This window comes from Candidatus Desulfofervidus auxilii, from assembly GCF_001577525.1.
Lineage (GTDB): Bacteria > Desulfobacterota > Desulfofervidia > Desulfofervidales > Desulfofervidaceae > Desulfofervidus > Desulfofervidus auxilii.
In genome coordinates, this window is the sequence record NZ_CP013015.1 from 366,802 (window position 1) to 392,950 (window position 26,149).

Genomic DNA, 26,149 nt, shown 5'->3' on the forward strand with positions numbered 1-26,149 from the left:
TATCAATGTCTAAGCCTCTCCTTATTCCTATTTTTTATACGATGTGTATATTTGGATTATCATCTATACCAGGTAATAGCCCAGTTGATTCTATAATTTCTTACCATATTTCTCCTAGTTTACAAAACCTTTTTCATATCCCTGAATTTGGCATCCTTGCCTTTTTGTGGATGTGGGTATTCTATAAAAATAAAAGCTCTTTCTTAAGAGCAACCCTTTATGTCCTTATTATTTGTCTCGCTTGTGGATTTCTAAATGAATTATATCAATTAATCATTCCTGGACGTTATGCATCTTTAAGCGATTCAATACTTGATTTTGTAGGTATTCTTTTAGGTATTGCTGTTTATAGTTCCTTTACCAGAATTCCCATTCTAACACGTAAACTCAACAAACACAATTAACGTTCCAACGTTCTAACGTGCTAACGTGTAAACGTGCAAACTTTCTAACATGCATAAAGAAGGAAAAGAGGAAATGGGAAAAGGAAAATAGAAAATAGAAAATAGGAAACGGAAAACAGAAAATAGAAATTCCCAATTCCCAGTTCCTAATTCCAACGTGTAAACGTGTTAACGTTTTAACGTTCAAACGTGTAAACGTGCAAACGTTCCAACGTTCTAACGTGCCAACTTTCTAACGTCCAAATGAACATTCTTCACATATTTTCAGGTGACCTTTGGGCAGGTGCAGAAGTGCTTATCTATAATCTTCTTTCTTCACTTAAAGCATATCCTGATTTAAATATAATAGCCATCTCTTTAAACGAAGGCACGTTAACTCAAAAACTAAGAGAAAATAATATTGAAACATACGTAATCCCTGAGAATAAATATTCATTTCCCAAAATATTCTCTAAAGCATTATATTTTTTAAGACACAGAAAGATTGATATTATCCATGCTCATCGCTACAAAGAAAACTTATTGGCTTTACTTTTAAACCGCTTTTTTCACTCAAAGGGCTTGATTACCACAATCCATGGTTTACCAGAACCTTCTCATCACAAAAATTTAAAAAGTAATGTAATTACTTTAGCTAATTATTATCTATTAAAAAAATTTTTTGACATTATTGTGGCTGTATCTTACGATATCAAACAAGCATTGATTAAAAGGTATAGATTTTTTGCCAAAAAAATTTTTGTAATTCACAATGGTATAAAAACAAATTGTGAAGCGATAACTACACCAAATATATCCAATAAATTTCACATTGGTGCAGTAGGGCGCATGGTCCCAATAAAAGATTTTAATCTTTTTCTAGAAGTAGCTGCAGTAATTAAAAAAGAAAATCCTCATATCACATTAAGCATTCTTGGTGATGGTCCTTTAAAAAAACAACTTCTTAAACGGGCTAAGGAATTGGATGTAGCAGATGTGGTGAAATTTTTAAAACCCAAACCTGATCCATTCCCTTATTATCATTCTCTCAGTATTTTACTAAATACCTCCAAGCATGAAGGCATCCCATTAACTATTTTAGAAGCCATGGCTTGTGGTAAGCCAGTAATAGCACCTGCTGTAGGTGGCATACCTGAAATCATTACAGATGGCAAAGATGGCTTTCTCGTTAAAGAAAGAAATCCTGAACAATTTGCCTATTTTTGTTTAAAGCTTGCTAAAGATTTATCTCTTTATAAAATGCTGTCTAAAAATGCTTATCAAAAAATTCAAGCAGGATTCCATGCTGATATTATGGCCCAAAAATATTATCAACTTTACAAAACAATAACGCGCATAAAGAAGGAAAAGAAGGAAATGGGAAAAGGAAAATAGAAAATAGGAAACGGAAAACAGAAAATAGAAATTCCCAATTCCCATTTCCCAGTTCCTAATTCCAACGTGCCAACGTGTAAACTTGCAAACTTTATAATGCCTCAATCAAAAAGAAAACTAGAATTGACTAGAGACTAAGCACCAAGCACTAGGGACTAAGGACTAAGAACTAGGGACTAAGGACTATGGACTAAGCACCAAGCACTAGGGACTAAGGACTAAGAACTAGGGACTAAGGACTATGGACTAAGCACCAAGCACTATGGACTAAGCACGTCTCATCGTTCTAACGTGCAAACGTGTAAACGTTCAAACGTGCCAACGTTCTAACGTTCTAACGTGTAAACGTCAAATAACATGTGTGGTATTTGTGGCATACTAAATTTTCATTCACTTTATTCCTTTCAAGAAAAACAAAATATTCTTTCACACATGCTTTATCTCTTACAACATCGGGGGCCAGATGCCTTTGGAATTTATTTAGACAAAAATATTGGGTTAGGACATACCAGACTAAGCATTATTGATCTAGAAAGAGGAGACCAACCTATTCACAATGAAGATAAAAGTATCTGGATTGTTTATAACGGAGAAATTTTTAATTATCCTGAATTAAGAAATGATTTAATCAAAAAAGGACACCATTTTTACACTCAAACAGATACAGAAGTAATTGTGCATCTTTATGAAGAAAAAGGAGAAAATCTTTTTAGTTATCTTAATGGACAATTTGCTCTTGCTATCTGGGATAAAAAAAGAAACAAGCTCCTTTTGGCTAGAGACCGTTTAGGAATTCGTCCCCTATTTTATACATTTTTAAATAACACCTTTATCTTTGCTTCAGAAATAAAGGCAATCTTTGCCTTACAGCGAGTTCCAAGAGAGATTGATTTAGAAGCATTAGCACAAATATTTACTTTCTGGACAACAATAATACCAAAAACAATATTTAAAGGTATCTTTGAAATCCCTCCTGGATGTTATTTAGTTGTTGATAAAAAAAATCAGCTTAAAATAGAGCGCTATTGGCAATTTTCTTTTCTAGAAATACAAGAAACTTCTTCTTTAAATGTGAAGACTTTAAAAGAAAAATTGTATAATTTATTATTAGATGCGGTAAAAATAAGACTCAGAGCAGATGTTCCTGTCGGTGCCTATTTAAGTGGAGGGCTAGACTCCACTATTATTACTTCTTTAATTAAACATTATTTCAACAACAAACTTAAAACATTTTCTATTGGTTTTAGTGACCAAAGATTTGATGAAACACCATATCAAAAAAAAGCAGTTGAAGCATTAAAAACAGACCATCAGTCTATTTATTGCACTTATGAGGACATTGGCAAGGTATTTCCTAAAGTCATCTGGCATACAGAAAAGCCAATTCTTCGTACTGCTCCAGCCCCTTTATATTTACTCTCAAGATTGGTAAGAGAAAACCACTTTAAGGTAGTGCTTACGGGTGAGGGTGCAGATGAGATTTTTGCTGGCTATAATATTTTTAAAGAAGCAAAAATACGCTATTTCTGGTCAAAACAACCTGAGTCAAAGTTACGTCCACTGTTACTAAAAAAGATTTATCCCTATATTTTCAAAGATAGTGATAAAAATTGGGCATTTTTAGTGGCATTTTTTAAAAAACATCTAAACGAAACACATTTGCCATATTATTCGCATATCTTACGCTGGGAAAATACTGCTAATTTATGGCATTATTTCTCACCCCAAATTAAATCTATTATAAATGGATATAATCCCATAAATGAAGTTTTAAGCACATTACCTCACGAGTTCAATAAATGGCATCATTTATCTAAGGCACAATATCTTGAAATTTCTATCTTTTTATCTACATATCTGCTCTCCTCGCAAGGAGACCGCATGGCTATGGCACATTCAGTTGAAGGACGCTTTCCTTTTTTAGACCATAGGGTGGTAGAATTTGCTGCCTATTTGCCAACTTTTTTAAAGTTAAATGGATTAAACGAAAAATATATATTAAAAGAAACATTTTCTAATCTTATACCAGAGATAGTAAAAAAAAGACCAAAACAGCCTTATCGTGCTCCGATAAGTCAATGTTTTATAAATGAAAGACCACAAGATTATGTAAAAGAACTTTTATCAACAGAAAGTATTGAAAAAAATGGTTATTTTAATGCAAAAATTGCTCAAAAACTCATAGAAAAGTATTATAAACAAAATGGTATACTTAGTGAAAGGGAAAATATGGCTTTGGTAGGCATTCTTTCTACACAATTAGTTGATTATTTATTTATTAAGAACTTTCCAAAGATAAACTTTCCGATAAAGGATAAAAAGACCATGAGGGTGTTTGGCCATGAAGAATAACATTGAGCAAAAAATAAGAGATTTTATTAGGGACAACTTTCTCATGGGCGAAGATGACGGTAATCTCTCTTCTAATGATTCTCTCTTAGAAAAAGGAATTATTGACTCCGTAGGTATCCTTGAACTTGTATCCTTTCTAGAAGAAACTTTTGACATTAAAGTACAGGATGAAGAGCTTGTGCCTGAAAATCTAGATTCAATCGCATTTATTGTCAATTACATTCAGCATAAGAAACCTGAATTAAGAGGTTAATTAAATGTTGGTAAATCATTTTCTTGAAAATAGTGCTCAAAGGTTACCTGAAAAGGTCTGTTTAGTATTTAAAGACAAGCGTTTTACCTATGCAGAGATAAACAAAACCTCAAACCAGCTTGCTCATACTTTAATAGAGCTAGGCATAAAACGTGGTGATAGAGTAGCTATATACATAGAAAACTCACCTGAAGTAGTTATTTCTCTTTTTGGTATTTTAAAGGCTGGTGCAATATTTTCTGTTTTAAATCCTTTAATTAAGCCAAGAAAATTACAATATATTTTAAACAATTGTCAAGCAAGTTGCCTAGTCACCCACACAACTAAATTGTCTGCACTTTTAGAAATAATTAACGCTTTACCACATCTTAAATCTATTATTTTAGCAGGTGATAAAAAAGAAATAGAATTAAAAAACAAAACAATCATTTTCTGGGAAGATATTACTTCTTATCCCAAAACACAACCCTCCTCTAAATGTATTGACCAAGACCTTGCTACAATTATTTACACTTCTGGCTCTACTGGTGAGCCTAAAGGTGTGATGTTTACTCACCACGGCATGGTCTCTGCTGCTACTTCTATTATCCAATACCTAGAAAATGTTGAATCTGACATCATCCTTGATGTTTTGCCTCTTTCTTTTGATTATGGTCTTTATCAAGTGCTTATGGCATTTAAAATCGGGGCAAGGGTAGTCCTGGATAGACCATTTTCTTATCCATACCCTGTTATTGAACTTATGTTAAAAGAAAAAATAACAGGTTTTCCGGGTGTCCCTACTATCTTTGCCTTTTTACTTAGCCTTGAAAATATTCAAAAATATAATTTTGATTTTGTCCGTTATGTAACTAACACCGCTGCTGCCCTACCCCCTGCCTTTATCCCAAAGCTTCAAAAACTTTTTCCTAATGCAAAAATTTATTCTATGTATGGTCTAACAGAGTGTAAAAGGGTATCTTACCTTCCTCCAAAGGACTTAGAAAAAAAGCCAACTTCTGTAGGCATACCTATGCCTAATACCGAAGTCTATATTGTTAATGAAAAAGGAGAAAAAGTAAGACCAGGAGAAGTAGGAGAGTTGGTAGTAAGAGGCTCAAATCTCATGCGTGGCTATTGGGGAGACCCTGAAGCTACAGAAAAGGTTTTAAGACCATCCCCATATCCTGGTGAAAAGGTGCTTTATACAGGTGATCTCTTTAAGATAGATGAAGATGGCTATTTATATTTTGTTGGTCGTAAAGACGATATGATTAAGAGTCGCGGCGAAAGAATTAGCCCAAAAGAGATAGAAAATGTCCTTTATGAACTTAAAGGTGTAAAAGAAGCAGCGGTTATCGGTGTGCCTGATCAACTTTTGGGACAAGTAATAAAGGCCTTCATTGTGACAAAAGATAGTATAAAACTTACTGAAAAGGATGTTATAAAACATTGTACCAAGCATTTAGAATATTTTATGGTTCCCAAATATGTTGAATTTCGTTCTTCTCTTCCTAAGACTTCTACCGGAAAGATTAAAAAAACAGGGTTAGAATAATGAAAATCTGCAAAAATTGTGTATTACCAGAAACATTTCCAAACATTCGTTTTAATGAAGATGGTATATGCAATTACTGTCTAGAATTTAAATCTAAGAAAAACTGGCAGGAAGAAAAGCAAAAATATTTAAATCGTTTTAAGACAATTGTAAAAGAACACAAGGGCAAACAACCAATTGATTGCCTTGTTGCATATAGTGGTGGTAAAGATAGCACTTATACTCTTTATATTTTAAAAGAGCAATTTAATTTACGACTCTTGGCCCTTACCTTTGACAATGGTTTTATCTCACCAAAGGCATTAAAAAATATGAAAAAAGTTACTGAGGTTTTAGACATAGATCATATTATTATTAAGCCCCGTTTTGAACTTTTAAAAAAGATATTTGTTGCTTCAGCCAAAAAAACACTTTATTCTAAAAAGGCCTTGGAACGAGCAAGTAGTATTTGCACCTCATGTATTGCTTTTGTTAAATCCCTTTCTTTAAAAACCGCCATTGAAAAACATATTCCTTTTGTTGCCTTTGGCTGGTCACCTGGACAAGCACCTTTGCTTTCCTCAGTATTAAAAACAAATCCTTTACTTATAAAGTCCACTCAAAAAGTGATTGAAGATGCATTAAGAAAAATAGTTAAAGATGAAATTAAACCTTATTTTTTGGAAAGCCATCACTTTAAAAAACCAGAACTTTTTCCTTATCTAACACATCCACTTGCTTTTCTTGAATATAATGAAGAGGCCATTTTGGAAAAAATCAAACAATTTGGTTGGGAAAGGCCTGATGATACTGACCCAAATTCTACTAACTGTTTGCTTAATGCCTTTGCTAATAAATTGCACAAAGAACAATTTCACTTTCACCCCTATGCCCTTGAAATTGCAGGTCTTGTAAGGACTGGTATAATGAGCAGAGAAGAAGGTTTAAAACGCCTTAATCAGCCAGAAAACTTAGAAATAATTAAATGGGTAAAAAAAAGACTTGGACTGTAAATGCAGTGATTTCCATACCTTCAAATATAGCTGAAGGATATATGAGAGGTTCAAGAGAATATATCCAATTTTTAAGAATTGCTTTAGGTTCGGCAGCGGAATTAGAAACTCAACTTTCTTTAAGTAAAGACTTAGGTTTTTGTAGTTATAATGAATTTGAAAAAATTTGTTATATAAATCAAGAAGTCATAAAACTTCTTAAAACATATATCAACCGGTTGTCTAAATAGTAAATACATGCAGTAGCCGCTAAACGCTATACGCTAAACTCTATATGATAGACATTTTTGAGTTATCTTCTACACATTCCTGAATTTGGCATCCTTGCCTTGTTGTGGATGCAAATTTTGGGACTTTTATCATTTCCATCGGTTACGGTTTTCTGGATGAATTGCACACGTGCTAACGTTCAAACGTTCCAACGTTCAAACGTGTCAACGTGCAAACATTCAAACTTACTAATGGAGGTCCAAAATGACAAAATTTTTATTATGTGTGATTGTCTTTTGTATCAGTATTATAATCACCTTTGCAAGAATAAATGCAGGGTCTGAAAAAATGGGCTTTTCATCAAAAAATCCACCAGAAACCGCTTGGCAATTACTTTCTCACAAAAAAATATATTTTGGCCATCAATCTGTTGGCAACAATATTATTGATGGAATTAAAGACATTATGAAGGAAAATTCAAAAATAAAATTAAATATAGTTAAAACTAACGATCCCAAGATGTTTACAACACCGATTTTTGCTCATTCTCCTATCGGAAAAAACATGAATCCCATATCCAAAATTGACGCTTTTGCAAAATTTATGGAACAAGGCATAGGGAATAAAGCAGACTTTGCCTTCTTTAAATTTTGTTATGTGGACATTACTAGAAACACAGATATCAATCAAATTTTTACTTACTACAAGAACACAATGAAACATTTAAAAGAAAAGTATCCCAAAACAACATTTATCCATATAACAGTCCCACTCACAATTGTGCAGACAGGTTTTAAAGTATGGATCAAAAAAATTATCGGCAGACCAATCGGAGGATATGCTGACAATATTAAAAGAAATCAATTTAATGAAATGTTAAGAAATGAGTATAAAAATAAAGAACCAATATTTGATTTAGCTTTAACTGAATCTACTTTTCCTGATAAAACAAGATGTTTTTTTACAAAGGAAGGGAAGACTTATTACTCTTTAGTTCCAGCTTATACTCATGACGGTGGACACTTAAATGAATTAGGACGCAAAATAGTAGCTGAACAACTCCTTATTCTTTTAGCCAACTTATCTCAATAAACGTTCCAACGTGCCAATGTGCATAAAGAAGGAAAAGAGGAAAAGGGAAAAGGAAAATAGGAAATGGAAAATAGAAATTCCAAATTCCCATTTCCCAGTTCCCATTTTCAACGTTCCAACGTGTTAACTTGCAACTTTGTAATGCCTCAATCAAAAAGAAGACTAGAATTGACTAGAAACTAAGCACTAAGCACTAAGCACCAAGCACTATGGACTAGAGACTAAGGACTAGGGACTAAGGACTAAGCACCACGCACTATGGACTAAGCACGTCTCATCGTTCCAACGTTCAAACGTGTTAACGTTAAATAACAAATTCTGCTATTTTGACCTTTTTAATGGCATTAGTGGTGATATGGCAATTGCCGCATTTATTGATGCAGGCTTTCCTGTTGATAAAATAAATGAAACCTTAAGTAAATTAAATTTGAACAATGTAAAACTACATGCTACTAAAGTAGTTGACAAGGGTATTTCAGGAACAAGAATATCTATAGATACAAACTCTCAAAATCATTGGCATAATTATAAAGACATTGCTTCTTTAATAAAAAACTCTAAACTAGAGAAAAACATCCAAAATATAGCTTTAAAAATTCTTGAAGTCTTAGCCAAGGCAGAAGCAAAAATTCATAATTTACCTTTAAACGACGTACATTTTCATGAAGTTGGTGCTATAGACACTATTGTTGATATTATTTCCTTTGCTACAATTATTCATGAATGGAATCTCACTAATTTCTTTGTTTCACCTTTACCTTTCTTTAAAGGTACTGTTGAAACCCAACATGGTATACTTCCCCTTCCTGCACCAGCGGTAGTAGAAATATTAAAAGGTTATAAATGGAAACCTACAAATATTGAAGGAGAGCTTATTACCCCTACCGGAGCTGCTATATTAAAGGCAGTAAATGCTCAACAAATAGATACTATTTTTCCACATTTTTGTATAGAAAAAATAGGCCATGGCTTTGGAACAAAAAGCTTTAAAAATCGTGCTAATTATCTTAGAGTTTTTACAGGCATCATTCACGAAAATTCAGCAAGCTACGGCATTGAAGAAGAAATACATGGATTAGAATTCCAACTAGACGATATCACACCAGAAGTAGTTGGCTATATAAAAGAAAAATTAGAATCCTTTCCCGTTTTGGACTACATGATAATCCCTGTCCAGATGAAAAAAGAAAGACCTGGATTTTATTTTAAAATTTTTATAAAAGAAAATTATTATGACCTTTTAAACTTCATCTTCCAACAAACAGGCACCCTTGGTATTAGAATAAGTCCTATTAAGAGAATTATTTTGAAAAGAGAAATTAAAGAAATTGACACCCCTTATGGAAAAATAAGATGCAAAATAGCTTATTTTAAAAATAAAGCTATCAATATCAAACCAGAATTTGAAGATTGCAAACGCATTGCTACAGAAAAAAATATCCCTTTTAAAAAACTACTGCAAGATATATCTAGTTACCTAAAAGTATTTTATGAGTGAAATAAATTTTAAATACGATAATCTTAAAAACCTTCTCAAAGAATATAAAAAAATAGCTATTGCCTTCTCAGGTGGTACAGATAGTTTTTTACTATCCTATATAGCTAAACAGGTATTAATTCCAGACAAAATCTTACTTATTTTTATAAACCACGATTTTTTCCCTAGCTATTTAAAAGCAAAAACCATAAAAAGGGCACAATTCCTTAGAATTCCATTTCTTTCAATAAACATTTCCTTGCTTCATTTTCCCAATCTTATAGCTAACTCAACAAACCGATGTTATCTTTGTAAAAAGATATGTTTTCAACAGCTTAAAAAAACTGTATTCAATCCAGGATTTGAAATCATTTGTGATGGAACAAATAAAACTGATTTAATCTTAGACAACCGTCCTGGTATAAAGGCCCTAAATGAGCTTAATATCAAATCTCCTTTTTGCGAAATAGGTCTTACTAAACAAGACATTTTTCACCTTTATGAAAAATTGGGGATTAAAAAATTCATTCTACCTCCTAATTCTTGTCTAGCAACAAGAGTAAAAACAGGTATAAAATTAGATAAATCATTGTTATCAAAAATAGATAAGGCTGAAAACTATCTGATAAAAAAAGGATTTATGGGTGTAAGAGTAAGGACTGATGGTAATCAGGTAAAGATTCAGGTTTTTCCGTGGCAAATTCCTTATTTAATAAACATAAAAAAAGAAATTGAACTTGTTTTGAAAAAAATTGGTTTTAAACATATCACTATTGACAAAAATGGTTATAGACCCATTGGTCTAGATTATGAAACAAAAACTCTTACAATTATTTAAAGACCTTGAACAAGGCACCATTTCTATTGAAAAGGCAATAGACCATCTTAAATATCTTCCTTATGAGGACTTTGGACACATAAAATTCGATTTCCATAGAGAACTTAGGACTGGTATTGGAGAAATTATATATGGCAAAGATAAAACCATTGAAATGCTTATTAAAATAATAAATTCTTTAAAACAAAAAGAAAAAAATATTTGCATAACCAAGCTTCCAAAAACAAAGGCCAAAAAACTTTTAAAAATCTTTAATGAAGGTTATTATAACGAATTAGCTAAAGTTTTTCTTCTTTATAAAAACAAGCCTAAAAGCAATAAGCAGAAAAAAATTCCGATAATCACTGCCGGCAGTAGCGATATATATGTAGCTGAGGAAGCCAAAGAAATTCTAAATTTTTTAGGAAGTAAGTGTATCTTTATATATGATGTAGGGGTAGCTGGATTACACCGCATTCTTTCCTATAAAAAAATTATTGAAAAAAGCAAAGTCCTTATTGTAGTAGCAGGCATGGATGGAGTACTTCCAAGCATAATCGGTGGTATATTTGGAAAGCCCATTATTGCCGTCCCAACCAGTGTAGGTTATGGAGCGAATTTTAAAGGCCTTTCAGCCCTATTAACGATGCTAAATAGCTGTGCCCCAGGCGTTTGTGTAGTAAATATTGACAATGGCTTTGGCGCCGCTTACATCGCCCATATGTTAAATAAATAACGTTCTAACGTGTTAACGTTCTAACGTATTAACATAAAATCCCATGAACTTCACCCGTAGACTCTTTCTTAAAATCTTAACATTAGCAGGAGCAATACTTTATTTTCCTTTTAATAAAAAAAATAAAATATTTGCCTTTCCAGAACTTGATAAATCTATATACAGTGAGATAGACGAAAAATCATATGTTATCTGTGTCCATAATCCCAATGCTACATCTTGGGATTATAAAACAGGTTATTATATTGAATACATTAATCAAGAAGAAATTAATAAAATGTTAGATAAAGCCCTTCTCGCCCTTACAGGCGAAAAAGAAGTTTATTTGGCTTGGAAAAATGTTATGAGTAAATACAAACCAGGAGACAAAATAGCTTTAAAACCCAATTTTAATTGTGCTGATAAACCTTATGCCAGAGTTTGTCAAGAAATTATGACTGCTCCTCAAGTTATAAACACAGTAATTAAAGGTCTTACACAATATATAGGTGTTCCAGAAAAAGATATTTATATCTATGACCTTTGTAGGCCTATTCCTTATAACATAATTAGAAAATACATCCCTTACAATGTAAATTTTATTGAAAAACCAAGTCATTCAATTTTAGATAGAATAAAGATTAAACTAAAAATAGGACTTGCTGCACCGGATATGTCAGGACCTATTGAGATGAGAGAGAAAATAACAGATTCAGAAGGAAATTTTATCACTTGTTATATACCTAAACTCCTTACTGAGTGCCAACATTTAATAAACTTACCTATAGTTAAATACCATCAATTTCTTGTAGTTACAGGCCCTTTAAAGAATCATTTTGGCACTGTAAGATTTAGTAATCTGTCTTTATATCCTGTATATCTTCATGGAAAGGTATTGCATAAATCCATCGTAGACCTCAATCGTAATCCTCATATTAAAAATAAGACAAGGCTTGTAGTAGCTGATTTTCTATTTGGCTCTTATGACTATAAAACTGCAGAACATAAAACAGAAGTAAAGAGGAAATGGAAAACCTTTCCCATGGGTGAGACTCCTAATTGTTTACTAGTTTCCAAAGACCCAGTAGCACTGGAATCTGTAATGTATTTTTATCTTATAAAAGAAAGAAAATTTCATGGACTTCCTATTGGCTCAGATCATTATTTATACGATGCTATGAAATTTGGGCTTGGAATCCATGAAAGAGTAGAATCTGAAGAAGAATTTAAATCTATAAAATTAATTAAAATTTCTATTTAATATCATGTCCTATACAATTGTCAAAGCTGATCTTATAAAAAACAAATCTGACTTAATAAATTTATGGAAAAGAAATTATCCACACTTAATTCAACCTGAAAAGCGATTTAACTGGATGTATGAAGAAAATCCTTATGGCCCTCCAACTTGTTTTCTTTTAAAACATAATAAATCAAACAATTTTATTGGTGCTGCCTCTCTTATACCAAGACGAATGTTTATCAATGACAAACCAGCAATGGCTGCCATAGCTGCTGATTTTGTTATAGATAAACCTCACCGCTCTTTAGGCCCTGCTTTAATGCTTCAACGTGCTATAATTTCTGAATGTAATAAAGGAAAGTTTAAATTTATCTATGGTTTCCCCAATAAACTTGCAGAACCAGTCCATTTAAAAGTGGGTTTTAAAGTATTAGGAAAGACAGTCAGAATGGTAAAACTTATTCATACATATGAAAAATTAACCGAGCGTACTCACCCACTTATTGCAAAAATACTTTCTCCATTACTTGACCTTACTATTAACCTTCCTAATGTGTTAAAACCTACAGATATTTTTTCGGAATTTTTAGAATATTTTGATGAGAGATTTGATCATTTATGGCAAAACATCCCAAAAAATAATCAAATCATTGGCGAAAGAACAGCTTCTTATTTAAATTGGCGCTATATATCTGATCCATATAAGTCTTATAAAATATTTGTAGTTTGTGATAAAGAAAAAAAACTTCAAGGTTATATTGTTTATTCTACAGAGAATAAAACTGTTCATATATTTGACATACTTTCTCAGGATTTTTATGAGACACTTTTAAGATCCTTTACTATTCAAATTAAAAAGAAAAAGGATATAAATTCTATCTCATTCATGCTATTAGAAGATTGTCCTGTCATTCATTATCTTAAAAAACATTTATTCTTTAAACGCCCTGAAGATTTAAACATTGTCATTTACTATAAAGAAAACGCTGTTTTACTTAAATCAATATATGATTGGTACCTTGTAGCTGGTGATAAAGATATATGAAATCAAATAAAATAAATGTTCTCTTTATTGAACCTGGATTTGGTTATGGTGGTTCTACGATGTTTTTGTTATATACACTTAAAGCCTTAAATAAAGAAAAATTTAATCCTCATATCCTGTTTTATTATCGTGCTTATGGGCCTGATATAAAGAAATTTTTTACTTATGGATTTAAACCTATCTCTCTAAATTATGACGTTACAAAAAGAAGAGACTTTTGGGGTAGACAAAAAAAACAAAAACATCCTTTAATCTGTAAATTTAATAATTATACATCATTTTTTATAGACTTAACAAAGTACGATATCCCCATGGCTTTAAGTATCGCTAAATATATAAAAAACAAAGATATTAAAGTCATTGTTTTTAACAATGATATTCATTTCCATATCCCCGGCCTTTTAGCCTCTATTTTTACTCGTACTCCTTGCATTTGTCGCAAAGCAGGAATTGGTGGAGGAGGAAAGATAAGCAAAATTTTGGCTATATTTGTAGATAAATTTATTGCAAGTTCAAAGGCTACTATGCGTGATTATCTTTCAAATGGATTACCTCCAAAAAAAATTACCCTTATTTATGAAGGTGTAGATATTGATGCATTTTCTAAAAGTCAAAAAAATATTGATGTTATTAAAAAAGAATTAGGTATACCAAAAGAAATCACTGTCCTTACTTCTATTTCCAGAATTTCTCCTGGCAAAGGTCATCTTGAGCTACTTGAGGCACTTTCTTTAGTTAAAAAAGAAACACCTAACTTTTGCCTTTTAATTGTGGGTGATGATTTTTTAAATAAAACATTTGTTAAAAAAGTAAAAAATAAAGTAAATGAATTAAATCTGCAAAAAAATGTAATTTTTACTGGTTGGTGCTCAGATATTGCTAAAATCCTAGCTATTACAGACATTTTTATCCATTGTCCAACAACCTGGAGAGAAGCCATGGGCATCGCAAATCTTGAAGCCATGGCAATGGGAAAACCAACTATAGTTTCAGATAACGAAGGCTTGGTAGAAGCAGTTGTAAATGAAGTAACGGGAATTATTGTTCCTCCAGGAAATATACAGGCATTAGCACAGGCTATCTTAAAATTAATTAAAGACAAAACCTTAGCAAATACCTTAGGCAAAAATGCTTATAAAAGAGCTAAGGATATATTTAATATTAAAAAAAATATAAAACCTCTTGAAGAAATTATTCTAACTCTTGCAAATGAAAAATAAATTAAAATCTCTAGCCAGAAAAACAATAGTTCCGTTTTTGTTTAAAACAAATTATTATCATCAAATCCTAGAAAAACATGGGAATAATGCAGCTATTATTTTATTATATCATAACATAGATTCATCATGGAAAAATGGCTTCAAAAAACAAATGCAATTTATCAAAGAACATATGCAACCTATTTCATTAAATAAATTAATAGATTGTTTAATTAAAAAGAAGCCTTTCCCCCCTAAATCCATTGCCATTACTTTTGATGATGGCTATGAAAGCATTTATCATCATGCCTATCCTATTTTAGATAAATATCAAATTCTGGCTACAATTTTTTTAGTTACAGGATATATTGATACAAGAAAAACCTTTTGGTGGGATGAATTCCGAGAAATTATAAACAATTTTTCTAACAAATGGTTTAGAGAAAATTTTAATACATTGACACATTTATTCCCCCAAAAAGTATTCCATCATAAAAATTTTGAAATAGAAACAGAAAAATACTTAGCTAGACTTAATAATAGAAAAATTGCTAAAATAATTAAAAAACTTCGCTCTGAATTAAATTATATTAAACTTGAAAAAAATAATTCTATTCTTTCTTGGTCACAAATAAAAGAAATGGCCAAAAATGGCATAGATTTTGGCTCCCACACCATAAATCATTATAATCTGACTACCCTTTCAGACAAAGAAATAGAAGAGGAATTAAGAGTCTCAAAACAAAAAATTGAACAGGAATTAAAAAAACCTGTCACAGGATTTTGTTATCCTTTTGGCAAAAAAGAACATTATAACCAAAAAATAAAAGAACTAGTCATAAAAGCAGGTTATCAATATGCTGTAACCGCCGATTTTGGACATGTAAGCCAAAAATCTGACTTATTTTTACTAAAAAGAGTCCCTGCGGGCAATGAGCCCCTACCCTATTTTGTCCGAAACCTTGCCCTTGCCCTCACCGAAAACAGCTATTAAACAAACGTCCAAACGTGCTAACGTGCATAAAGAAGGAAAAGAGGAAATGGAAAAAGGAAAATAGAAAATAGGAAATGGGAAAAGGAAAACAGAAATTCCCAATTCCCATTTCCCAGTTCCTAATTCTAACGTTCAAACGTTCTAACGTCCCAATTGACAAAAACCACTCATGTCTATATAATTAGTCATAAATAATGGCCAATTAGGAGGTCATATGAAAATCACAACTGTTAGTATTGCTGAAGGGAAAAAAAATTTTAGCCGTTTAATGGAAGATGCCTTTGAAAGGAAGAAAGAAATAATTGTGACAAAGAGGGGTAGGCCTGTAGCAGTAATCATTCCTTATGAGAAATATGAATATTCTAAACGAATAGAGGGCTATAGAAAAATTATGGAAGCAAGGGAAATCTTATTAAAAACAGGCATCTTGGCTGATGATATTTTTGAACAATCTAGAAAAGAATTGGAGAAAGAATTTTGAAACGATTGGTTATAGATGCAAGTGTTGTCCTCAAATGGTATCTTACAGATGAAGAGTATGGCGAAAAGGCGTTAAATTTATTGAGTAAATATATATCAAATGAATTAGATTTTCTTGCTCCATCATTATTAGAGTATGAAGTGGTTAATGGTCTAATAATCGCTCAAAAAAGAGGAAGAATTAAAGAAGAGAAAATTCTTTTAGCTATAGATGGATTTATGGACTTAAACATTAAATTGAAAGACCTCTCACAGCTTTACCCTAGGGTACTATACTACTGTAAAATTTATAATCGCTCTGTATATGACGCTAGCTACTTAGCTGTGGCAGAGAGAGAAGGTATAGCTATGATTACAGGCGACAAAAGGTTATACAATGCCGTTAAAAAAGACCTCAAGTGGGTAAAATGGCTTGGAGACACTTAAAAAATTTAAAAGGAAAGCGCAATTGCTTTTCCATCAACGTTCCAACGTTTCAACGTGTTAACGTGCATAAAGAAGGAAAAGAGGAAATGGAAAAAGGAAAATATGGCCAGATCAAACATTTTACTGATATAGAAGCGTGGAAGCTAGGACGAGAGATAAGGAAAAGTATTTATACATTAGTTAAAACCTTACCAAATGAAGAAAAGTATAATCTTAATTCTCAAATGAGAAGAGCGGCAATCTCTACCACAGCTAATATTGCTGAAGGATATGGAAGATATCATTATCAAGAGAATATTCAATTCTGCCGGCAAAGCAGAGGGTCTATGTATGAAATGCAAGATCATTTAATTACGTGCCTAGATGAAGGTTATATTACCAAAGAGGATTATGATAGAATGTATTCTTTGACAAAAAATGCTATCAGAGCAATTAATGGATATATTAAGCTACTTCAAAGACAACAACAGGCGGAGAGGGAAAGGGAAACAGAAAATAGAAAATAGGAAACGGAAAACAGAAAATAGAAATTCCCAATTCCCATTTCCCAGTTCCATTTCCAACGTTCCAACGTTTTAACGTGCCAACGTGTAAACGTGTGAACGTGTAAATGTGTAAACGTGTGAATGTGTTAACGTGTTAACGTTCTAACGTGTTAACTTGCAAACTTTTTAACTCGCAACTTTGTAATGCCTCAATCAAAAAGAAGACTAGAATTGACTAGAGACTAAGGACTAGGGACTAAGGACTAAGCACTAAGCACCAAGGACCAGGCACTATGGACCACGTACCAATCTTAATCCTCGACGCCAACCAACGCTCTGCCTTAGCTGCCACAAGATCACTAGGCAAAAAAGGCATCCCTGTCATTGTAGCTGATGAAAAAAAAGAAACTCTTTCTTCTGTTTCTAAATATTGCAAAGAATCTTTTGTTTATCCTTCTCCGTACAATTCACCTGATGTTTTCATTGAAACTATTGCAAAAGAAGTCACTAAACGCAAAATACATATTATTTTCCCTATGACCGATATAACCACTTATCTTCTTTTAAAATACAAACACAAATTCAACGCTATTATTCCCTTTGGCAGTCTTGATGCTTTTAATACCCTTTCTAATAAATGGATATCTTTTAAAAATACATTGAAAAAGGAAATTTAAAAATATGGCAGGAAAAGTAAGTGTTATAATCCCAGCATATAATGCAGAAAAATTTATTGGAGAAGCTATAGAAAGTGTATTAAATCAAACATATAAAAATATAGAAATTATCGTAGTTGATGATGGCTCAAAAGATAATACTTATCAAGTGGTAAAACAAAATTTTGGAAATCAAGTAAAATTAATAAGAAAAAAAAATGGTGGCGTTTCATCTGCTAGGAATATGGGAGTTAAAAATGCAGAAGGAGAATTTATAGCATATTTGGATGCTGACGATTATTGGTTACCTCAAAAATTAGAAATTCAATTGAGATGTTTTGAAAAATTTCCAGAATGTGGATTATGCTATACAGATGCATACATAAATGGGAAAAAAACAAGAGGAGTAAACTATCCAATATTTAAAGATCATTCATGGTCTTATAAAGATATATTTGAAAGCTCAACTACAATGGATTTTACAATAAATAATTCTTTAAAAGAAATCAAAGTATATTATGGTTATATATTTGACTATTTAATCTATAATGGCATGATATTACCTTCAACAGCAGTGGTTAAAAAATCAATCATCAACAAGTGGCAAATAAGTTGGGATGAAAATAATAATTTGGCAGAAGATTCAGATTATTTCTTACGTCTTTCAAAAATCACCAATGTGATTTATATAGATTATCCATTAGCTTACTACCGAGATATCAATTTATTAAATCGACTAGCTTCAAACAAAAATATCCCAAAAAGAATTAAATTATTTAAAGAGGTTATAATAAAACATGTTATTTCTGACCAAGAGTATTATCAAAAAAAGAAAAATTGGGTAGATTATTGTATTGCAAGATTACTTAAAAGGTTAGGTTATTACTATATTTCTGAAATTGAACCTAGGACAGCAATTCAGCCATTAATTGAGTCTTTAAAATTTTACAAAAAAGATCCATCTGTTTATTTCCTTCTTTTTTGTTGTTTTTTACCCAAGCCATTGTTAAGTCTACTAGGGAAAATCAAGCGAAAGCTTACAAAATATGATTAGAGTGTTACATACAATCGAGACGCACGGGCCTGGTGGGGCAGAATCTGTGATTCTTACAATTGCCTCAAAACTTGACCATTACAATTTTGAATCATTTGGTTTTTTTATAAAAAATGGGTGGATAGTAGATAATTTTAAAAGAAAAAACATACAGGTAAGAGTTTCCCAAAATAAATATTATCTAGATGTTCCCCTGCTAAAAGATTTAATAATGTATATCATAAAACATAAAATAAATATAATACATTCTCATGAATTTACAATGAGCTTTTACTCTACATTAGTAGCTAAAATAACTAATATAAAATGTGTAACAACAATACATGGAAATAAAGATTATATCATGGAAAAGATGACAAGGAAATTAATAATGAAATTTATTGCATACAATTCTTACATAGTTACCGTTTCTAATGAACTTAAAAATTGGCTTCATAAAACTATTAAGATACCTGAGAATAAGATAAAGTTAATATTCAATGGAGTAGATACAAAAAAATTTAATAATGATGAGTCTAAAAAACTGTTATACAAAAAATCTCTTTGTGATGAATTAAAGATCACTGATAAAAGCATTATTATCAGTAACGTTGCACGTTTATATGAGGTAAAAGGTCATAAATATTTAATTGATGCAGCTTCCTTGGTGTTAAAAAAGTATCCAGACGTTCATTTTATGATAGCAGGAGATGGACCGGAAAAACATAAAATTCAAAAAATGATTAAAGAAAGAAAAATATCCAAAAATTTTCACCTATTAGGAGAAAGAAGTGATATTCCTAAAATTTTATCAGCTTCCGATATTTACGTCTTATCTTCACTATCAGAGGGATTATCTCTTTCAATACTGGAAGCAATGGCCTGTGGGCTTCCAATTATAGCTACTGATGTAGGCGAAAACTCAAAACTTATCTTTAAAAATGAAAATGGCTACTTAGTTCCACCTCAAAATCCGATAGCTTTAGCAAATAAAATTAAATATCTTATAAAAAATAAAGAAAAAAGAAAAAATTTTGGAATAAAAAGTAGAACAATTGTGGAAAAAAAATTTAATCAAGATATCATGGTTAATAAATATGCAGAATTGTATAAAAAACTTAGCTATTAATAGAAATCCAGCCATTGTTTTAGGTCTAGACGTAAATGGGCTTGGACATGTCAGAAGTCTAGCCCTTACGGGCATAAAAGTTATAGGAATTTATACTGATTATAAAGAGGTAGGTCGATTTTCAAAATTATGCATATCTATTAAATTTCCTAATATTAAAGAAGATAGAGAAAAATTTAAGAAAAAATTAATAACATTAGGAAAGTCATTATCTCACAAAGCTGTTTTATTTGCCACAAATGATCTTTATGCTGAATTTATCTCAGAATTTAAGGAAGAGCTTCAATCATTTTTTCTGTTTACTATTCCTGATAAGGAATTGCTTGATAAAATAATAAATAAAAATACAATGAAAGAGTTGGCAGAAAGGGCTGGGTTAACAGTCCCTAAAACCTTTTCTTTATTATCTTATGAGTCTATAACTAAAATAGCTGAAACATTAACTTATCCATGTTTAATAAAACCTTTAGATTCATTTTCAATAAATTTCCCAGGGAAAAATATACTTATTAACAATAAACAAGAGTTTATAGAATTTTACCACAACAATCCACATTTTGTGGGTAAAACAATAATTCAAGAGTTAATAACTGGTGGTGATCAAAATATTTTTCAATGTACAACCTATTTTAATAAAAATAGCATTCCGCTATGTGTTTTTACTATGCAAAAGATACGGCAATATCCTCCTTGTTTCGGTATTACTTCCTTTGGTGTAAGTAAAACAATACCTGAACTAATAGAGCAAACCTTTATTTTCTTAAAAAATATCAATCATAAAGGATTTGCATCTGTAGAATTTAAATGGGATGAAAAAAGGCAAAAATACTTTTTCTTCGAAGTTAATCCAAGATTACCTTGGTATAATTCACTATTTACTGCAAGTGGGGTTAATTTCCCTTATATTGCTTATTTGGACCATACATCTTCATGCATCTTAAAAAACAAGATGCCTAAACAAATTGATGGAGTGTATTGGCTTAATTTCAGAGTAGATATCAGTTCATTTTGGAGAAGACGAAAACTAGGTGATAAAATTTCTTTGTCGCAATGGCTTCAATCCATTTTTTGTGCTCGGTCCTTTGCTTATTGGCATAAAAAAGACCCCCTTCCGTTTTGTTGGGCAAGTTTAGATTTTTTAAGTTTTTTGGGAAGTAAATTTGTAGAAAATTTAACGAAATATTTATGAAAAACGAATATAAAAATATCACCTTACCATCAGGGTCATGGTGTGGAGACCGTGAAATTAATATTTATTTTCCAAAAAACTGGGAAATCAACGTTTTTGGGCCTAAATCATTTAAAAAATTAACTGATGAGGATATTATTACTCGTTTAAATAACCCTATAAAATGCCCTTCCCTTTTTGAAATACTTTCAAATCAAAAAAAAATAGCAATTATAGTAGATGACATAACAAGACCAACGCCAGTATCAAAAATTCTTTCTATTTTATTAACAATAATTAAAAATCAAGGAATCAATAATTCTAATATTAAAATTATAATTGCAACAGGTACACATAAGATAGCTAAAAATTCTACATTCTTTAATAAACTAGATAAAAAAATTCTTAACGAAATAAAAGTTATAATACATCATTGCAAAAAAGATTTAAAATTCATTGGTTATTCGAAAAATAAAATTCCTATATATATTAATAAATACGCTGCAGAAGCTGATGTAAAAATAAGTATTGGAGGGGTTTACCCTCATGATGACGTAGGTTTTAGTGGAGGAGCAAAAATATTAATTGGCGTACTTGGACTTAAATCTATAAGTTTATTACATAGAAATTTTCCTGAGGTGGAACGAGGGAGAATGGTAGAACTGCCATTTAGACATGAATTAGAAAGTATCGCAAGCAAAGTTGGTCTTGATTTTAGTATAAATGTAGTTATCGGTGCCAAAAAAGAAATCATAGAACTCTTTACTGGTCACTATTACTATGCATTTAGAAAAGCGGCACAATTTGTTAAAAATAATTTTGGAACTGAAATAGTGCCTAAAGCTGATATAGTAATTTCTAATGCTTATCCTTTAGATACTTCAGGTATTGTTATTGGAAAAAGTTTATGGCCATTTCGTTATTATAAAAATTCAAATGTTAAAATCATTATAGCAGCACTTTGTGAAGGATTTGGTACGCGTTACTTTGCTTGTATATCCACAAAGGAAAAATTTCTCTATTATCTTAAAAAAATAACAATGGCATCTTATCTTAGGAATAAATGGAAAGAATACAAAACTTTACAAAAAATTATTTCTAATCCTGATTTTAAATGGAAATTAAATTATGTTATTTTTGTGCCTTTCATTCAAAATAAAGTAAAATTAAAAAAAGTATGGAATAATAAATTCATATTTTATTCCTGGGATAACCTATTAAAAGAACTTAAATCTAAATTTTCACAAAAACAAGTTGTTAAAGTAGTAGTTTATCCATGTTCTCCCTTACAATTCCCTCTTTTCTCAAACTTCTAAATGAAACATTTTGAATAAAAATATTCCTAATTGAAGCCATGGCTAGCAAAGTGCCTGTTGTTTGTACTAATGTAGGAGGTATTCCTGAAGTAATTGAGGATGGTATAAATGGTTTCCTTGTTCCTGTTGCTAACTCAAGTACATTAGCTGAAAAAATAATATATCTTTTAAAAAACAAAACACTATCAAACAACTTTACCCTTTATGGCTACCACAAAATTAAACAGCGATTTAGTTTACAATCCATGCTTGATAAATATGCAGAAATTTACTCAGACTTAATGACCATGAACTAAGTACAAAGGACTAAGCCCAACGCAATCAACTCAACAAACACAACAAACATGTTAACGTGTCAACGTACTTACGTTCCAACGTTCTAACGTGTAAACGCGCAAAAATGAAAATAGTTAGCGTTGTAGGTGCAAGGCCAAATTTCATGAAGGTAGCTCCAATTATCAGAGCCATTGAAAAGTATAATGAATCTTATTACCAGTCACCAATCACTAATCACTATTCACTAAACCCTATTCACCACATCCTTGCCCACACAGGCCAGCACTATGATAACCACATGTCCGATGCCTTCTTTAAAGACCTAGGGCTTCCAAAGCCTGATATTTATTTAGGTATAGGCTCAGCTTCTCACGCAGTTCAAACGGCCGAAATTATGAAACGATTTGAACAAATTTTATTAAAAGAAAAGCCAAATATAGTGATTGTAGTAGGTGATGTAAACTCTACCCTTGCCTGTGCCCTCGTTGCCTCCAAAATCGAATATCCAACTTCTAACTTGCAACTTGTAACTTGCAACTTAAAGCAGCGGAAGCCGCTGATTGCCCACGTAGAAGCCGGCCTCCGTTCCTTTGACCGTTCTATGCCTGAAGAGATTAATCGCATATTAACCGACCATATTTCCGATTTTCTTTTTGTCACAGAACCTAGTGGAATAGAAAACCTTAAAAATGAAGGCTTTAAAAACTTTCTTGATTGCCAATCACTAACTACTAATCACCAATCACCAATTACCAATTACCAACTGCCACTTGTAGCATATGTCGGCAACACCATGATAGATACTCTTCTCAAGCATCGCCAAAAAGCCCAAAAATCAGATATTCTTTATCGTCTCGGCCTAATAAAGGATTTTTCAACTGACAACGGTCAACCGACTACTGACTACTGTGTGTTAACGCTTCACCGCCCTTCAAATGTTGATAATAAAGAAACCTTCTTAAATATAATTGAAGCCCTAAAAGAAATTTCAAAACATATCCCTATCATATTTCCAGCCCATCCCCGCACTCAAACCCGTATCAAACAATTCAGACTTGAACAATATTTTAAAAGATTTTCAACTTCAAACTTGCAACTTGCAACTTGCAACTCTGGTATTTACTGCATAGAACCTCTCGGTTATCTTGACTTTCTTTGTCTTATGTCAAACGCAAAAATTGTCTTAACAGACTCTGGAGGCATTCAAGAAGAAACCACTATTTTAGGTATTCCCTGTGTAACCATTAGAAAAAATACCGAACGCCCAATTACTGTAAAAATGGGCACAAATATTATTGCTGGAACTAAAAAAGAAAACATTGTCAATGCTACGTTTTCGCAACTCAATAAACGCAATAACGCAACAAACCCAATCCCCCTTTGGGACGGCCAAGCCGCTAAACGCATCGTAAAAATTCTGGTAGAAAATTATCAACATTCTTACGTGTAAACGTTCAAACGTGCTGACGTGCAAACGTGTAAACTTGCAAACTTTCTAACTTGCTAACTTGTAACTTTATATTAAAAAACGTTTTAACGTAAAATCATGAAAAAAATCCTCATAATTTCTTACTACTATCCACCTCTAAATGATGTAGGGGGATTGCGGGCACTTGCCTTTTCAAAATACCTGCCTGAATTTGGCTGGCAGCCTTATGTACTTTCTGTAAAAAATCCAGATAAAGGCTGGTGCACTTTAGGAAATAGCAAACCACCTGATAGAGTAAAAGTATATTATACTTGGTCACTTATTAATCTAACACGGGCTACAGGCAAACTGAATGGTCTTTTGGCTAAAATTTTACATCCTTTTGGTATAAATTTAAACAAACCACTTATAAGAGACCTTTTTTGTATTCCTGACCAATTTATCGGTTGGATTCCATTAACTTTTATTAAAGCCCTAAATTTAATAAGAAAGAATAATATTGACATAATCTACGTCTCATGTAAACCATTCAGTTCTGCCATTATTGGAGCTTTACTTAAATATGTAACAAAAAAGCCTTTAGTGCTAGATTTTCGAGATCCTGTTTCTCCCTTATTTTCACGCCATGATGGTTGTTACAAACATTTACCAACCTTTCAATTGACAAAAAGGATGGAAGAAATAATCCTCCAAAACACAGATAAATTTATTGTAGTAACAAAAGAAACAAAGGAATTATATCTATCCAATTTCCCAGTTCTGAATAACAAAATACATGTAATCTATAATGGTTTCATGGAAGAATATTTTTCTTTAAATCCTGAGCCTTTTGAAAAATTTACTATTGTTTATAGTGGAAATTTTTATGCTGGAATAATTCCACCAGACCCATTTTTTAAAGCACTTCAAGTAATTATTAATGAAAATAATTCTTTAAAAGATGAAATTCAATTTCTATACGTTGGTAAAAATGCTGATTGGCTAAAAACAATGGTAAAAAAATATAATCTTCATGATGTTGTAAAAGTAACAGGTTATGTCTCTCGCCCAAAATCCATAGAATATATCTTTAAATCCTCAATATTACTTTTAAGGATAGTCCCAGCCATGATTAGCACAAAGCTTTTTGAAGGCCTAGCTGCGGGTTTACCTATTTTAGCCCTTATAAACAAAGGAGAAGTAGAACAAATTATAAAAACATATTCAAAAACTCCATATTATATAGTTAAGCCAGATGATATTTTAGGTATTGCACAAGCCATAAAAGATGCCTATAAAAAATGGCAAAATGGGAAATTAGAAAAAAAGAAAAACCCTGCATTTTACCGTGACTTTAGCAAAAAAAATTTAACTGCCAAATTTGTTGAAATTTTAAACAAACTTTCAGGATAGCTCAAACTCTGCTGGATTTTAAAGTATATGAAACTTTCTCATAAAGAAATAACCCGAATTAAAGAAACATTAGAAATGATACCTTCAGATGTGGTTTCAATTCTTGAAGTTGGATGTGGGGATGGCCGAATTACTAATTCTATTTGCCACAAACATAAACTAACTGGCATTGATATAGACAAAGAAAGAATTAAATCATTTCGAGGGATAAAAATAATCGCAGATGCTTGCTGCCTACCATTCAGAGATTCTCATTTTGATTTAGTCCTAGCTGCGGAAATTCTTGAACATCTTCCTGAGCACATATTCTACAAAACAGTTTGTGAAATAAATAGAGTTGCCAAAAGATATATTTTAGTTACAGTTCCTTACAAAGAAATACTTCCAGCCCAATGGCTTAAATGTTCTAAATGTGGACATATATTTCATGCATGGGGACATTTAAGAAAATTTGATTTGCGAATGCTAAAAAACTTATTTGAACATACATATTTAATGAAAAAAAATTTTTACTCCAAAAAAGCAAAAATTCCTTCTTTATTATATGTAATTGCTAAAAAAATCGGAAATGTATGGGAATCATATTCTACAAATCCTGCTAGATGTCCTAAATGTGGTGCTAACCGTTAAATAATAAAGGCAATATTTTAGGTTG

At 31.6% G+C, this 26,149-nt stretch carries 27 protein-coding genes; all 27 read left to right on the forward strand.

What is annotated here, in order from left to right; all coding sequences use genetic code 11:
* The first annotated feature begins 5 nt into the window (after window positions 1–5).
* The 27 genes from HS1_RS01895 (at window position 6) to HS1_RS02025 (ending at window position 26,124) form a co-directional block, all read left to right on the forward strand.
* The gene (locus tag HS1_RS01895) at window positions 6–404 is read left to right on the forward strand and encodes a VanZ family protein (protein WP_066060476.1); all 399 of its coding nucleotides are present in this window, start codon (window positions 6–8) and stop codon (window positions 402–404) included.
* Between the two features lie 243 nt (window positions 405–647).
* Window positions 648–1,778 (forward strand): glycosyltransferase family 4 protein, encoded by a 1,131-nt coding sequence (locus tag HS1_RS01900; protein ID WP_066060477.1) that lies wholly within the window; start codon window positions 648–650, stop codon window positions 1,776–1,778.
* 357 nt (window positions 1,779–2,135) lie between these two features.
* Window positions 2,136–4,130 carry an asparagine synthase (glutamine-hydrolyzing) gene (gene asnB, locus HS1_RS01905; RefSeq protein ID WP_066060478.1) on the forward strand — a complete coding sequence of 665 codons (1,995 nt, stop codon included), beginning with the start codon at window positions 2,136–2,138 and terminating at the stop codon, window positions 4,128–4,130.
* Entirely contained in the window at window positions 4,120–4,383 is a 264-nt protein-coding gene (locus tag HS1_RS01910; RefSeq protein ID WP_066060479.1) for an acyl carrier protein, read from the forward strand. The genes asnB and HS1_RS01910 overlap by 11 nt, the downstream gene beginning before the upstream one ends.
* 4 nt (window positions 4,384–4,387) lie before the next feature.
* On the forward strand, window positions 4,388–5,920 hold the full coding sequence (locus HS1_RS01915; protein WP_066060480.1) for a class I adenylate-forming enzyme family protein: 1,533 nt from the start codon (window positions 4,388–4,390) through the stop codon (window positions 5,918–5,920).
* Entirely contained in the window at window positions 5,920–6,912 is a 993-nt protein-coding gene (locus HS1_RS01920) for a 7-cyano-7-deazaguanine synthase (RefSeq protein WP_066060481.1), read from the forward strand. The genes HS1_RS01915 and HS1_RS01920 overlap by 1 nt, the downstream gene beginning before the upstream one ends.
* Window positions 6,885–7,142: a four helix bundle protein gene (locus tag HS1_RS01925; RefSeq protein WP_066060482.1), complete on the forward strand. Its 258-nt coding sequence runs from the start codon at window positions 6,885–6,887 to the stop codon at window positions 7,140–7,142. Before HS1_RS01920 ends, HS1_RS01925 begins: the two co-directional genes overlap by 28 nt.
* Before the next feature lie 244 nt (window positions 7,143–7,386).
* Window positions 7,387–8,214 carry a hypothetical protein gene (locus HS1_RS01930; RefSeq protein ID WP_066060483.1) on the forward strand — a complete coding sequence of 276 codons (828 nt, stop codon included), beginning with the start codon at window positions 7,387–7,389 and terminating at the stop codon, window positions 8,212–8,214.
* A gap of 295 nt (window positions 8,215–8,509) precedes the next feature.
* Window positions 8,510–9,712 carry a nickel pincer cofactor biosynthesis protein LarC gene (larC, locus tag HS1_RS01935; RefSeq protein WP_156469347.1) on the forward strand — a complete coding sequence of 401 codons (1,203 nt, stop codon included), beginning with the start codon at window positions 8,510–8,512 and terminating at the stop codon, window positions 9,710–9,712.
* Window positions 9,705–10,529, forward strand: a complete 825-nt coding sequence (gene larE / locus HS1_RS01940; protein ID WP_066060485.1) for an ATP-dependent sacrificial sulfur transferase LarE — start codon at window positions 9,705–9,707, stop codon at window positions 10,527–10,529. The genes larC and larE overlap by 8 nt, the downstream gene beginning before the upstream one ends.
* The gene (gene larB / locus HS1_RS01945) at window positions 10,501–11,244 is read left to right on the forward strand and encodes a nickel pincer cofactor biosynthesis protein LarB (RefSeq protein WP_066060486.1); all 744 of its coding nucleotides are present in this window, start codon (window positions 10,501–10,503) and stop codon (window positions 11,242–11,244) included. The genes larE and larB overlap by 29 nt, the downstream gene beginning before the upstream one ends.
* 43 nt (window positions 11,245–11,287) lie before the next feature.
* Complete coding sequence (locus HS1_RS01950) at window positions 11,288–12,484, forward strand: DUF362 domain-containing protein (protein WP_066060487.1); 1,197 nt, start codon at window positions 11,288–11,290, stop codon at window positions 12,482–12,484.
* A gap of 4 nt (window positions 12,485–12,488) precedes the next feature.
* Window positions 12,489–13,511 carry a hypothetical protein gene (locus HS1_RS01955; RefSeq protein WP_156469348.1) on the forward strand — a complete coding sequence of 341 codons (1,023 nt, stop codon included), beginning with the start codon at window positions 12,489–12,491 and terminating at the stop codon, window positions 13,509–13,511.
* The gene (locus HS1_RS01960; RefSeq protein ID WP_066060489.1) at window positions 13,508–14,731 is read left to right on the forward strand and encodes a glycosyltransferase family 4 protein; all 1,224 of its coding nucleotides are present in this window, start codon (window positions 13,508–13,510) and stop codon (window positions 14,729–14,731) included. The genes HS1_RS01955 and HS1_RS01960 overlap by 4 nt, the downstream gene beginning before the upstream one ends.
* On the forward strand, window positions 14,721–15,704 hold the full coding sequence (locus tag HS1_RS01965; protein ID WP_066060490.1) for a polysaccharide deacetylase family protein: 984 nt from the start codon (window positions 14,721–14,723) through the stop codon (window positions 15,702–15,704). Before HS1_RS01960 ends, HS1_RS01965 begins: the two co-directional genes overlap by 11 nt.
* A 214-nt stretch (window positions 15,705–15,918) precedes the next feature.
* Window positions 15,919–16,185 carry a type II toxin-antitoxin system Phd/YefM family antitoxin gene (locus HS1_RS01970; protein WP_066060491.1) on the forward strand — a complete coding sequence of 89 codons (267 nt, stop codon included), beginning with the start codon at window positions 15,919–15,921 and terminating at the stop codon, window positions 16,183–16,185.
* Window positions 16,182–16,610: a type II toxin-antitoxin system VapC family toxin gene (locus HS1_RS01975; RefSeq protein WP_066060492.1), complete on the forward strand. Its 429-nt coding sequence runs from the start codon at window positions 16,182–16,184 to the stop codon at window positions 16,608–16,610. Before HS1_RS01970 ends, HS1_RS01975 begins: the two co-directional genes overlap by 4 nt.
* Window positions 16,611–16,696: 86 nt before the next feature.
* On the forward strand, window positions 16,697–17,116 hold the full coding sequence (locus tag HS1_RS01980; protein WP_066066381.1) for a four helix bundle protein: 420 nt from the start codon (window positions 16,697–16,699) through the stop codon (window positions 17,114–17,116).
* A 272-nt stretch (window positions 17,117–17,388) separates the two neighbouring features.
* Complete coding sequence (locus tag HS1_RS01985; protein WP_066060493.1) at window positions 17,389–17,772, forward strand: ATP-grasp domain-containing protein; 384 nt, start codon at window positions 17,389–17,391, stop codon at window positions 17,770–17,772.
* Window positions 17,773–17,776: 4 nt separating this feature from the next.
* Window positions 17,777–18,805, forward strand: a complete 1,029-nt coding sequence (locus HS1_RS01990) for a glycosyltransferase family 2 protein (RefSeq protein WP_066060494.1) — start codon at window positions 17,777–17,779, stop codon at window positions 18,803–18,805.
* Window positions 18,798–19,913, forward strand: a complete 1,116-nt coding sequence (locus HS1_RS01995) for a glycosyltransferase (RefSeq protein ID WP_066060495.1) — start codon at window positions 18,798–18,800, stop codon at window positions 19,911–19,913. Before HS1_RS01990 ends, HS1_RS01995 begins: the two co-directional genes overlap by 8 nt.
* A complete protein-coding gene (locus tag HS1_RS02000) occupies window positions 19,882–21,102 on the forward strand; it encodes a carboxylate--amine ligase (protein WP_066060496.1) in 1,221 nt (406 codons plus the stop codon). Before HS1_RS01995 ends, HS1_RS02000 begins: the two co-directional genes overlap by 32 nt.
* Window positions 21,099–22,397, forward strand: coding sequence for a lactate racemase domain-containing protein (locus HS1_RS02005; protein WP_066060497.1), 1,299 nt, complete (start codon window positions 21,099–21,101; stop codon window positions 22,395–22,397). Before HS1_RS02000 ends, HS1_RS02005 begins: the two co-directional genes overlap by 4 nt.
* Before the next feature lie 29 nt (window positions 22,398–22,426).
* A complete protein-coding gene (locus HS1_RS02010) occupies window positions 22,427–22,693 on the forward strand; it encodes a glycosyltransferase (protein WP_281178360.1) in 267 nt (88 codons plus the stop codon).
* A gap of 104 nt (window positions 22,694–22,797) precedes the next feature.
* On the forward strand, window positions 22,798–24,123 hold the full coding sequence (locus tag HS1_RS02015; protein ID WP_066060499.1) for a UDP-N-acetyl glucosamine 2-epimerase: 1,326 nt from the start codon (window positions 22,798–22,800) through the stop codon (window positions 24,121–24,123).
* Between the two features lie 96 nt (window positions 24,124–24,219).
* A complete protein-coding gene (locus tag HS1_RS02020) occupies window positions 24,220–25,494 on the forward strand; it encodes a glycosyltransferase (RefSeq protein ID WP_066060500.1) in 1,275 nt (424 codons plus the stop codon).
* A gap of 27 nt (window positions 25,495–25,521) precedes the next feature.
* Window positions 25,522–26,124 (forward strand): class I SAM-dependent methyltransferase, encoded by a 603-nt coding sequence (locus HS1_RS02025; protein WP_066060501.1) that lies wholly within the window; start codon window positions 25,522–25,524, stop codon window positions 26,122–26,124.
* Window positions 26,125–26,149 lie beyond the last annotated feature (25 nt).